General features: G+C 67.0%; 6 protein-coding genes. 3 read left to right on the forward strand and 3 right to left on the reverse strand.

Annotated elements, in window-relative coordinates; genetic code table 11:
• Positions 1-23 precede the first annotated feature (23 nt).
• The 3 genes from J2X01_RS05400 to J2X01_RS05410 are packed head-to-tail and all read left to right on the forward strand — an operon-like array spanning position 24 to position 4,710.
• Positions 24-1,205, forward strand: a complete 1,182-nt coding sequence (locus J2X01_RS05400) for an HpcH/HpaI aldolase/citrate lyase family protein (RefSeq protein WP_310051468.1) — start codon at positions 24-26, stop codon at positions 1,203-1,205.
• On the forward strand, positions 1,202-3,829 hold the full coding sequence (locus J2X01_RS05405; protein WP_310051471.1) for a phosphoribosyltransferase domain-containing protein: 2,628 nt from the start codon (positions 1,202-1,204) through the stop codon (positions 3,827-3,829). The genes J2X01_RS05400 and J2X01_RS05405 overlap by 4 nt, the downstream gene beginning before the upstream one ends.
• Positions 3,826-4,710 (forward strand): HAD family hydrolase, encoded by an 885-nt coding sequence (locus J2X01_RS05410; RefSeq protein WP_310051473.1) that lies wholly within the window; start codon positions 3,826-3,828, stop codon positions 4,708-4,710. The genes J2X01_RS05405 and J2X01_RS05410 overlap by 4 nt, the downstream gene beginning before the upstream one ends.
• Here the strand turns inward: J2X01_RS05410 and J2X01_RS05415 are convergent.
• From J2X01_RS05415 to J2X01_RS05425, 3 genes are all read right to left on the reverse strand, one after another.
• Positions 4,700-9,568, reverse strand: a complete 4,869-nt coding sequence (locus J2X01_RS05415) for an NAD-glutamate dehydrogenase (RefSeq protein WP_310051476.1) — start codon at positions 9,566-9,568, stop codon at positions 4,700-4,702. The genes J2X01_RS05410 and J2X01_RS05415 overlap by 11 nt on opposite strands.
• Positions 9,569-9,756: 188 nt before the next feature.
• The gene (gene hutG, locus J2X01_RS05420; RefSeq protein ID WP_310051478.1) at positions 9,757-10,716 is read right to left on the reverse strand and encodes a formimidoylglutamase; all 960 of its coding nucleotides are present in this window, start codon (positions 10,714-10,716) and stop codon (positions 9,757-9,759) included.
• A 185-nt stretch (positions 10,717-10,901) separates the two neighbouring features.
• On the reverse strand, positions 10,902-12,344 hold the full coding sequence (locus tag J2X01_RS05425; protein WP_310051683.1) for an NCS2 family permease: 1,443 nt from the start codon (positions 12,342-12,344) through the stop codon (positions 10,902-10,904).

A 12,344-nucleotide genomic window follows, 5' to 3' on the forward strand; every position in this document is an offset into this window, starting at 1 on the left:
CTACTGCCAACCACTAGGGGACAATGCAGCACTTCAAAGCCTTGGCCGAATCCGTCAAGGAACGGCTATTCCACCTGCGCCCTGAACACCTCCACCGTGCCTCGGACCCAGGCCTGCTGGCCGTCGCGCTGGGTGCCACCCTGTACTCGCCCGCCACCAGAAGCTCGCTGGCACAGGGAATCCGGAAACAAGCCGGGGCGGGATGCCTCAGCACCGTTGTCTGCCTCGAAGACGCCGTCCCCGACGAGGAAGTGCCCGCCGCGGAGGAGAACCTGCTCGCCGCTCTGGCCGAACTGTCCCAGGACGATCCGGGCGAGCTTCCGCTGATCTTCATCCGCTGCCGTACGCCCGAGCAGCTGCTCGACGTCGGACGCCGGGCAGGTGACGCGCTCAGGGTCGTCTACGGCTTCGTCCTGCCCAAGTTCGAGAACGAAACAGGGCGCGGGCGGGCCTTCCTGGCGGCACTGCAGCTGTTGAACGAAGAAGCCGGACGCACCGGTGCCTCAGCGGAACAGGCCCTGCGGGCGATGCCGATCATCGAGGACCTGTCGACCACCCATCTGGAGTCACGCGTCCGGGTGCTGACGGACAACCTGGCCCTGGTCGAAGAGTTCCGTGAGCTCGTGCTGTGCGTCCGGATTGGTGCCACGGACATGTCCAGTGCCTTTGGCCTGCGGCGTTCCCGCGATCTGACCATCTACAACGTCAAAGTCGTCGCGAACATCATCGGCGACGTCGTGAACATCTTCGGCCGCCCGGATGACGGCTGGGTCATCTCCGGCCCGGTCTGGGAACACTTCGTCAATACCGAGCGGGTCCTGCGGCCTCAATTGCGGTCCACGCCGTTTGAAGCCGCCAACGAAGCCGGGCTCCGGAAGCGCATCCTGATGGACAACCTGGACGGCCTGATCCGCGAGATCGAACTGGATCTCGCCAACGGCCTGCTGGGCAAGACCGTCATCCATCCCAGCCATGTGCCCGTGGTGCACGCCATGTGCGTCGTGAGCCACGAGGAGTACCTCGATGCCCTGGACATCGCCGGAAGCGCAGGGGGAGGCGTGCAGGCATCCTCGTATGGCAACAAGATGAATGAGCTGAAGCCGCATCGTGCCTGGGCGGAGCGAACCCTGTTGCGTGCCAGGGCCTTCGGCGTCGCGAGGCCCGGAGTCAATTTTGTCGAACTACTGGAAGCGAGCATGCGGTGAAGCAACTCTCGACGGACGCTCCGTGGAGCGGTGGCTACGTGCGCGATGCCCTCGGCGTCGACGTGGCCTCAGACCCCGGTCGCAGCGTGCTGCCCGTGAAGTCCCTGGTCGGTCTGGCGCTGCGGCGCAATCCCAAACGGGCCCACCTGCTGGTCTCCCTGGTACTCGCCAAGCACGTTCCCACCGAACCCGGGATCGCGACGTCGGCGGGCCAGCTCCTGGGGCTCCTGGTCCGCAGGGAACTCCAGGACTTCGTCGCCGGGGACCCGGATGCCGCCGCCGGAGCGCTGACCGCCGTCATTGACGAGGCCGCGGAGCGGCTGGGGCGCCTGCTGGACGGGGAGTCATGCCCCGACGGCGGGACCACCCCGAACGCCGAACGATGCACCAGGCTGGCGGCCGTGGCAGGCCTGTGCGAACTGCTCGCCCGGCAGCACACGGACCTTCCCGGCGTCGTGACTATCGGTTACGCGGAAACCGCCACCGGGCTGGGCCAGTTGGTGGCCGGGCAACTGGGGACCTACTACATCCACTCCACCCGGCACAGCAGCAGCGGGGTCGAGCCGTACGGCGCATTCGAGGAAATGCATTCGCACGCAACCTCCCATCAGCTGCTGCCAACCAGCCGCGCCGCCCTAAATCAGGCCGAAACCGTGGTCCTGGTGGATGACGAGCTGAGCACCGGCGCCACGATCATCAACACCATCCGCGAACTGCACCGCACCGCCCCGCACCGCCGGTACATCGTCGCCTCCCTGGTGGACCTGCGCTCCCCGGCGGACCGGGACCGCCTTGAGGAACTGGCACGCGAACTCGGCACTGGCATCAGCGCCGTGGCACTGGCGCAGGGAAGCATCCGGCTGCCGGAAACACTGGCTGCGGACGCGGCGGAGCTGATCAGCAGCCTCCCGCTCCCGTGCGCAGCGGTCCCCGGCCCGGGCCGGATCCAGACGCTGGACTTGCACGGAATCGTGCCGCCGGTCCGCAGCGCACGCTTCGGCGTTGCCGGGCGTCCCGATCCGGACCAGGCGGCGCGCATCGCGGACGCCCTCGCCGCCGCCCTTGGCAGCCGCGCCGGGGCGGGAGCCCGGGTGCTGGTCCTCGCCACGGAGGAATTCATGGCCCTGCCCCTGGCGGTCGCGGCCCGGCTGCAGGATCAGTGCCCTGACGCCGACATCCGCTATTCCACCAGTACCCGCTCACCCATCGCGGCGTTGGATAAACCGGGCTACGCGATCCGTTCCGGGATTGCCTTCGGCAGTGACGGTGACGCCCCGGACGGGCCCGGGCCGCGCTTTGCCTACAACTTTATGCACCCCGAGGGGCGCTTCGATACGGTGCTGGTCATGGCCGAACCGGGTACCGCGCCTTCCGGACTCCTGGCCCCCGGCAGGATCGCCGAGGCCGTCGCCGGCAGCGCCGACGATGTCCGGCTCGTGGTGCTGCCGGTCCAGCCGCCGTTCCCGACGCCGCTGACCGGCCCCGCCTTCGGCTCATATCAGCCGGAGGACGTGGAGTGGTTGCTGAAGGACCTGAGCTCGGCGCAACTGGAAGCACCCAGGGAGGAACGTGAAGCCGCGATCCAGTCCGGCCGGGCCAGTTACGCCGAATCGTTGCCGGAGGAGTTCGAACCCTCGCCCGAGTACGGCGCTTTGTTCCAGGCCGCGCTGGAGAGCTCGGCGGTCCGGATCGCACACGCGGTCGGAACGCTCACCGAACAGGTCCTGAAACTGCGCGGCAACGCGCCCGTGCTCGTTTCCCTTGCCCGCGCCGGAACCCCCGTGGGCATCCTGATGAAGCGTTGGGCCTGGGAAGTCCACGGGCTGAAGCTGCCGCACTATGCCGTGAGCATCGTCCGCGGGCTCGGCATCGACCAGTCCGCCCTGGGCTATCTCGCCTCCCGGCACCGCCCGGAGGACGTAATGTTCGTCGACGGCTGGACCGGGAAGGGAGCCATCGCCCGCGAACTCGCCGCCGCCGTCGAACTCTTCCGACAGACCGACGGGCCGGTGTTCCGGCCCGACCTCGCGGTGCTCGCGGATCCCGGGCGCAGCGTCCGGATCTTCGGCACCCGGGAGGACTATCTCGTCCCCTCGGCCTGCCTGAACTCGACGGTCTCCGGCCTCGTCTCACGCACCGTCTTCAACAAGGCGCTGATCGGCCCCGGCGATTTCCACGGAGCCAAGTTCTACTCCGAACTCGCCGGCAGCGACGTCTCCCGCGACTTCCTGGTGGCCGTCACGGCCCAGTTCCCCGGCGTCCGGGACGAGGTCCTGCGAGCAGCAGCCCACGCCCCTTCAGATATCGCCGGACTCCCGGACGCAGACTGGTCCGGATGGGCCGCCGTCGAGGAGATCAGCCGCAGCTTCGGCATCAACAACGTGAACCTGGTTAAGCCCGGCGTCGGCGAAACCACCCGGGTCCTCCTGCGGCGCGTGCCGTGGAAAGTTCTGGTGCGCCCCGAGGCAGTGCCGGAGCTCGCCCACGTGCTGCACCTGGCCGAACAGCGCGGCGTCGAGGTGCTGGAAGTTCCGGACCTGGCCTACAGCTGCGTCGGACTGATCCATCCGCTCCACACTCCGGGCGCAACCGGCGCCGATGGCAAGGCTGTGATCGACGTATGAACCTTGATTCAGGCGGCGCCCCGGTCATGGTGGCCAGCGACCTGGACCGTACCCTGATCTACTCGGCGAACTCCATGGCGCTCGTGGGAAGCGACCATCTGGCGCCCCGGATGGTGGTCGCTGAAGTCTATGACGCAGCGCCGCTGTCCTTTATGACCCGGGCAGCGGAGGAGCTGCTGGAAGGGATCGTGGAGCGAAGCGTCTTCGTGCCTGTCACCACCCGCACCCAGGCCCAGTTCTCCCGGGTGCGGCTGCCGGGCTCCGGCCGAGGGTACGCCGTGACCACGAACGGCGCCGTGCTCCTGCATGAGGGCGAGCCGGACCGCGACTGGTCGCGGCACATCCGGCGGTCCCTGGGGTCGGAATGTGCGCCGCTGGACGACGTGCTCGGCCACCTCACCGGCAGCGCGGCGGACCCCGCGGTCCTGCGGGTCCGGACCGCCGAAGACTACTTCGTGTACTCGATCGTTGACCGGCAGGCGCTGCCCGACGTGTACCTGGACGAGCTCAACGACTGGTGCGGCGCCCGCGGCTGGACGACGTCGCTGCAGGGGCGAAAGCTCTACTGCGTGCCGGCCCCGATCACCAAGGAAGCCGCTGTGGAGGAGGTCCGGCGGCGGAGCGGTTCGGGTCTCCTGGTTGCCGCGGGCGACTCACGCCTGGACGCGGGCATCCTTGAACTGGCGGACATCGCCATCCGTCCATCGCACGGCGAACTCCACAATGACTCGTTCAGCAGGCCGAACCTGACGGTGACGTCGGCTTCCGGAGTGATGGCCGGCGAGGAGATCCTGCGTTTCGTCAGCGACGTCCTGGCGCGGCCAGCAACCCATGGCCCGCTTGCCGGATCGTTGTCAGGGCATCCTGTGCCTAGCGGCTGACCACGGCCCGCAACAGCTTGACCGCGACGGACAATGCTGCGATGTCCACCGGGCCCGGCTTGATGGCCTCCTTGATGGTTTCCTGGATCCTGCCGAGTTGTTCGATGTTTTCGCGTTCCCAGTCGACGATGCGCTCGACCGGATCGCCTCCGGGTGTGGAGGGGCGTGGAGTACTCCGCACAACAGCCTTCGTCATGCCGGCAAGGACCAAATACATGTCGTCCCGAAGGGCCGCCCGCGCGAGGGCCTCCCAATGCGTTTCCCGCGGCAACGCCGTGATGTGTTCAAGAATGGGGACCGCCGAGATCCGCTCGAAGACGGCAAAGTACACTTCAGCCACGGCGTCCACGGGCTCCTGGAGCTCTTCCGATATGGCGGAGATGTCCAGAAGACCGTAGCTGACCAGGATCTCGGAGGCACGCACGCCCAATTCATGGGGCAGGCCGACGGCGTCGGTGTGGGCCAGTCGGATCAGCGCATGCTGCAGATTCACGCCGTGAAGGAAGCTGCCGAACTTTGGGCGCAGAAGCGACATGGGGGGCTCGAGCCGGGCCAATGCATCGGCGATTGGCTTGTCCCGGAAATCGTGGGTGACATACCACCGTGTCGAGCGGTCCAGCAGGCGGCGCATGTCGAGTGCCACCGCACACGCGTGCTCGCTGGGGATGCGTGCCGGCAGCTGGGCGAGGACTTGGGTGATTGAGTCAAAGTCCCAGATCTTGCGCATGACCACGAACCCGCGGGCCACGGCGGCCGCCGATACCGTGGTCTCCTCCATTGCCCTGAAGGCGAAGGCAACGCCCCCCAGATTGATCATGTCGTTGGCAATAACAGTGGCCACGATCTGCCGCCGCAGCGGATGCGTGGACAGCTCCTCCCCGAACCGCTCCGATAGCTGGCCAGGAAAGTAGCCGCGCACCGTCCGGGAGAACCAAGGGTCATCGGCGAGCCCGCTGAGTGTGAGTTCCCTTGCCAGCTCGATCTTGGCATACGCCGCCAGTACGGAAAGCTCCGGAGACGTCAGGCCTGCGCCGGTCTGCAGGCGGGCGTGCAGCTGCTTTGTGCTGGGCAGGCATTCAAGGTCCCTGTCCAGGTCCGTCACGGCCTCCAGCCAGTCCATGGTCCGCTCAAAGCTCGGGCTCCATCGACGGACCAGCTGGCGGTCGTTGAGGAGGAGCTCGTTCTGGTCCACATTGGTTTTCAAGACCAGGCGTCCGACTTCCTCCTGCAGGGAGTGCAGGAAGCCTGTCCTTTCCTCCGGGGACATCCTTCCCGCGGCGATCATCCGGTCGAGGAAGATCTTGATGTTCACTTCATGGTCCGAGCAGTCCACGCCCGCGGAGTTGTCGATCGCATCGGTGTTCAGCAGGACCCCGCCCAGCGCCGCCTCGACCCGGCCTCGCTGGGTGATGCCCAGGTTGCCGCCCTCGGCGATGATCCTCGTCCTCAGCTGATTGGCGTTGACGCGGATGGGATCGTTGGCCTTGTCTCCCACGTCCGCGTGGGTCTCGGTGGTGGCCTTGATGTACGTGCCGATGCCGCCGTTGTAGAGCAGGTCCACAGGTGCCAGAAGGACGGCCTTGAGCAGCTCCGGTGGGCTCATCGCCGTCGTTCCCGGCTCCAGTCCCAGTGCCAGGCGCACCGCTTCGGTGATCTCGATCGACTTCTCCAGCCGGGAGAAGACGCCGCCGCCCGTGCTGATTTTCGAGACGTCGTAGTCGGCCCAGGAGGAACGGGGAAGCCCGAACAGCCGCTGCCGCTCCGCATAGGAGGCGGCCGGATCGGGGGTTGGATCGAGGAAGATGTGCCGGTGGTCGAACGCCGCCACCAGCAGGATGTGGCGGGACAGCAGCATTCCATTGCCGAACACGTCACCGCTCATGTCGCCAATGCCCACTACCGTGAAGTCCTCGGCCGTGGAGTCGATGAGCAGCTCGCGGAAATGGTGCCGGACCGACTCCCACGCCCCGCGTGCCGTGATGCCCATCTGTTTGTGGTCATAGCCCACCGAGCCGCCCGAGGCGAAGGCATCGCCGAGCCAGAATCCGTAGTCGAGGGCCAAGGCATTGGCGATGTCCGAGAAAGCGGCCGTGCCCTTGTCGGCGGCAACGACCAGGTAGTAGTCATCGCCATCGTGCCGGACCACCCGCTCGGGCGGCACAACCAGCTCGGTGGACCCGTGGCCGCCGTCCAGGGATGTGAGCAGATTGTCGGTGACGTCCAGCATGCCGCGGATGAAGGTCCGGTAGCTCTCCTGACCCTCCGCCAACCAGGCCGTCCGGTCTGTGGCGGGGTCGGGCAGCCGCTTCGGATAGAAACCCCCCTTGGCACCTGTTGGCACGATCACGGCGTTCTTGACGGTCTGCGCTTTGACGAGTCCCAGGATCTCCGTCCGGAAGTCCTCCCGGCGGTCGGACCAGCGAAGCCCGCCGCGGGCAAGGGCGCCAAAGCGCAGATGCACCCCTTCAACCCGGGGCGAATAGACCCAGATTTCGTATTTTGGCCGGGGCGCAGGTACGGCGGGGACGCCGGACAGGTCGAGCTTGAAGCTGAGGTAGGGCTTGTTCAGGAAGTAATTGGTGCGCAGGGTCGCCTCGACAAGACTCGCGAAGGAACGCAGCAGACGGTCGGCGTCCAGGACCGGGACGGCGTCGATGGCGGCCGTCAGCTCAGTCCGGGCGGAGTCCATGTCACTGAGGCGGGTTGGCTGGTCGAGGTCCGGGTCAAACTTTGCCTCGAACAGTGCCAGGAGTGCGCGCGTGGCCCGGACATTCGCCCGCAGCGTGTCCGCCATGAACCCGTAGGAGTTGGTGGTTCCAAGCTGCTGCAGGTATTTCGCGTAGCCGCGCAGGATGGTTGTCTGCCGCCATCCGATTCCTTCCCTGATGACCAGTGCATCAAAGGTGTCGGACTCGATGTCTCCTCTCATGGCGGCGCAAAACGAGTCGGCAAGAAGTTCGCTGGTGCCCAGGGGGTCAACGCCGGCGGGGTACTTCAGCCCCAGGTCGTACAGGAAGAAGGTGTGGCCATCGGCGCGCCGGACGTCGAAGGGCCGTTGGTCGAGCACCTCGAGCCCCAGATTGTGGAAGAACGGCAGAATCTGTGTCAGGCTCTGGGGCCGTGTCAGATAGAGCCGGATCCGGGCGTCCTCGGCCAGCACCGGAGTCCCCGGCCGTGTGTAGACAGAAAGCAGCGGGTCACCGCGGTTCCTGCCGTCCGGCCCGTCAAGGCTTTCGAACTTGATAATGTCCTCGACGGCATCCTCCGACTCGTAGTCAGCCTTGTAGCTGGCCGGAAACGCCTGCGCCCACTGTACGGACAGCCGGGCTGCGTCGCCCGCGGGGAATCGTTGCTGGAGCGCCTCGTCCAAGCCCTCGGCCCATGACCTCGTGGCAGCAATGATGCGCAGCTCGAGTGCCGAGGCATCGACGGCGGACCGTCCTCCTCCCGGTAGCAGGATCCGGAAAAACACGCGGGCCATGGCCGACTCGCTGAGACGAAGTTCGAACTCGACGGCTTGCGAGTTGAAAGTCTCCCGCAGTTCCCGCTCGATGTTAAGCCTCACCGCCGTGCTGTAGCGGCGGCGGGGAAGGAAAACCAAGGCGGACATGAAGCGTCCATAGGAATCTGGCCTGAGGAACAGCCGGGTGCTGTGGCGTTCCTGGAGGCGCAGGATTTCCCGTGCATGGCTGGCCAGATCGTCTGCGTCGATGTGGAAGAGCTCGTCACGCGGATAGGCCTCGATGGCCGCCAGCAGTTCCTTGCCGGAATGGGACTTAGGCGGGAATCCGAAGCGGTCCAGTACCGAGGCCACCTTGTCCCGGATGACCGGGATCTGTTGCACGGACCGGCTTGCAGCGCCGGGGGCGAAAAGTCCAACAAAGCACACTTCCCCGGTGGGGTTGCCGGCCATGTCAAACCTCAGGAGGCTGACTTCGTCCAGGTAAGCGTCCCGCAGGACCGTGGAACGGATGCCTGATTTCGTGAGGGCCAGCGTCAGGACCGGTGCCGGACCCCGGGACTCCGGCAGGGCGGAACGTTGCAGCGGCCGGCTCTGCTCGCGGTGCCGGAGGAGCCCGAGCCCGGGCCCCGGCCCTGCCGCGAGGACCGGCAGTCCGTCAGCGGCGGCTACGTCATATGCGCGGTACCCGAGAAACACGAAGTTGCCGTCGTCCAGCCAGGGCAGCAAGTCCCTGGCCGCCCTCACGGTTGCATCCGTGGTTGCGGAGGCTTTGGCCTCCAGGCTGGCAACTTCCGCGGCCACGTGCCGATGGATTGCTGCGGAATCCTCGGCGGCCGCCCGAACATCGGCCAGCACCGCCTGGAGATCACGAATGAGCCGATCGGCGCTGGCCTGATCCGGAAGCCTGGCGGTTTCGACGGCAATCCAAGCCTCAGTGCAGGTCACATTTCCATTGGATTCAAGCGGCGACGGCATCCCGGGAGGTTCGTTGCCCACCGGCAAAGCAGTGCGCAGTGGTATCGGCTGGATGTCCACCAGCTTGTTCGTCACAGGGTTCCTGCCAACGGTGAAGGTGGGGTGGACCAGCAAGCTTATGGCGGCATTGTCACGCGCGAGTGCCGCCGTGATGGAGGGAAGTAAATACGGCATGTCCTCAGCCACGATTGCCACTATGCTGGTGTCCGTCTCATTCAGCACACCGATGACGGCCTGGCCCGGGCCGCGGGTTGCCGCCAGCGAACGATGGTATGCCGCACGGTTCCGGAGCGATTCGGCAGTGTAGTTCCGGATGTCGTCGTCGGCCACATGCTCGTAGTAGTCCGTCAGGAACGTGTCCGGGGCGTCGGCGGAAGCGTCCGCCAGGACATGATCTGCAGGGCCGGATGTTGGGGACAATGCGCCTCGCCTCCATCGCGCAAGGAGAAGCCGTGTTGCTGCGGTCGCCGAAACCTCGCGCCTGCTTTCATCATGGCTGTCGCGGGTCGGCCAGTCCATCCTTTTCGCCGGGTTGCCCCGCATTGAGCATCGCTGCCCCGGGTGGCCCTCGGCGACGCCGGAGCGGCGCCCCGGACACTGCGCGCGCCCTAGGCCAGCACTGTGGTGACGAGCCGGGCGGCCACCTTGGCGGTGCGCGAGTCGATGTCGAACTCCGGGTTCAGCTCGGCAACGTCCAGGTGCAGGAGCTTCCCGCTCGCTGCCACTTGGCGGCACACCCCGCTGATGACCGGCAGCGGCACACCGTAGGCGGCGGGGGCACTCACGCCCGGGGCCACGGCCGCCGGGAGCACGTCGAGGTCGATCGTCAGGTACAGCACGTCGATGTCCGCCAGGAAGGCGGCAATGAATTCCGCCACGGCAGCGGCCGAGCAGTCCTCGTCCAGCAGGTACTTCACGCCCAACCGGGCGGCGGTGTCGAAGAGTGCGCGCGTGTTGTTCGGCTCGGAGATGCCGACGACGGCGTATCTCAGTTCGCGGCCGGCGGCGGCTTCCGCGCGGGCCATCTGCAGGAACGGGGTGCCGGAACTGGGCACGGGCTCGTCGCGCAGGTCGAAGTGGGCGTCAAGGTTCAGCACCCCCAGGCGTTTGCCGGCGAGCACTGCCTCGGACCCGGCCACGCCCAGGTAGCTCGCGAACGCGGTCTCGTGTCCGCCGCCCAGCACCACGGGAAGCTGCCCGGCGTCGAGCAGGCTGGTGATGGCCAGTCCGGCCCGGACCTGCCCGGCTTCCAGGGCATCCCCGGCCACGGTCACGTCGCCGGCGTCGTGCACTTCCCGGCCGAGGTGGAAAGCGAGCGGACCGAGGGCCGACCGGATCGCGGCGGGGGCGGTGGCGGCACCGGCGCGGCCCTGGTTGCGGCGCACTCCGGCGTCGCTGCCGAAACCGAGAATGACTGCGGGCCGGGCGGACGGGTGCCCGGGTTGGGCGCGGCGCGGGGCGTACGGGGTGACGGACTGCCACCAGCGGCGGTGCTCGGCGCCGTCGCCGTCGAACCGTCCGGTCCAGGGCTGCGGCGGGACATCGACGGCGGGCGCGGAAGAAACCATGCCCCTAGCTCACCCCAGCCCGGGCCGGAAAACCAGCCGTGCCGCCGTCGGACCGTCCGAAATCCCGGAATCCCCGTTTAAACACCGCCGAGTGCGCACTTCGCGGCAATATTTTCGGGAAACACTGCCGCGAAGTGCCATCTCGGCGGGCGGGACGGCGGGGTGGGCCGAGGGAGGCGGAAACCCTAGTGCATCCCCAGAGCCGCTTCGATCGGGCCGATCGCGAAGAACAGCAGGAAGGCCGCGGCCACGGCCCACATCAGCGGGTGGACCTCGCGCGCGCGGCCCTGGAAGGTGCGGATCAGGACGAAGGTGATGAAGCCCACACCCAGGCCATTGGCGATCGAGTAGGTGAACGGCATCAGCGTGAAGGTCAGGAAGGCCGGGATCGCGATGCCCAGGTCCTGCCAGTCGATCTTGCCGACCTGGGAGACCATCATGAAGCCGACGACGACGAGCGCCGGCGCCACGGCCTCGAACGGCACGAGGTTGATCAGCGGCGTGAAGAACATGGCCACGAGGAACAGCAGGCCCGTGACGATCGAGGCCAGGCCGGTCCGTGCGCCTTCGCCGATGCCGGCGCCGGACTCGACGAAGATCTGGTTGGAGGAAACCGACGCGCCGCCGCCCACGATCGCGCCGAGCGCGTCAATCTGGAGCACGCGGTCAACGTTGGGGATGTTGCCCTCCTTGTCGATGCTGCCCGCCTCGGTGGCCAGGCCCACCATGGTGCCCATGGCATCAAAGAAGATGCTCAGCAGGATCACAAACGCCAGCAGGGATGCGGCGACAAAGCCCAGGTGTTCGAAGGCGCCGAACGGGTTGGCCTGGCCGATCAGCGACAGGTCCGGGGCCGCCCATTCGGAGAACGCCGGGGCCACGAGGGACCAGCCCTGCGGATTGTAGGTCGTGCCGTCGAAGCTGGGGCCGATATTCAGGGTGAATTCCAGGATCACGGACAGGATTGTCGAGGCGACAATGCCGATCAGGATGGCACCCTTGACGTTCCGGACCACGAGGGCAATGGTCAGGATCAGGCCAAGGACAAAGACCAGGGTGGGCCAGCCCACAAGCTTGCCGTCGAAGCCCAGACCGACCGGAACGGTGGTGCCGGCGATATCCGGGATGCGGCGCACGAAGCCCGCGTTGACCAGGCCGATCAGGGCGATGAACAGGCCGATGCCCACTACAATCGCGGTTTTCAGCCCTTCCGGGACCGCCTTGAACACGGCGGTGCGGAAACCGGTGAGGACCAGGATCAGCATGGTGACGCCCGAGAGCACCACAAGGCCCATCATGTCCGGCCAGGTCAGGCCGGGGTTGGTGGCCACCGTAACGGCGACGAAGGCATTGACGCCGAGGCCCGTTGCCAGTGCGAAGGGGTGCCTGGCCCACGCGCCCATCAGGATCGTCAGGATGCCGGCCACGAAGGCGGTGGTGGCGGCGACGGCGGGGAAGCCGAGCGTTGCGCCGGTGGAGTCCGGCCCGGAGAGGATCAGCGGGTTCAGCACCACGATGTAGCTCATCGCGAAGAACGTGGCGAAGCCTCCGCGGATCTCGCGGGAGACGTTCGACCCCCGCTCGGATATCTTGAAATACCGGTCGAGTGCGGAGCCTTGCTTGAGCAT

This window comes from Arthrobacter ginsengisoli (assembly GCF_031456935.1).
Classification (GTDB): Bacteria; Actinomycetota; Actinomycetes; order Actinomycetales; family Micrococcaceae; genus Arthrobacter; species Arthrobacter ginsengisoli.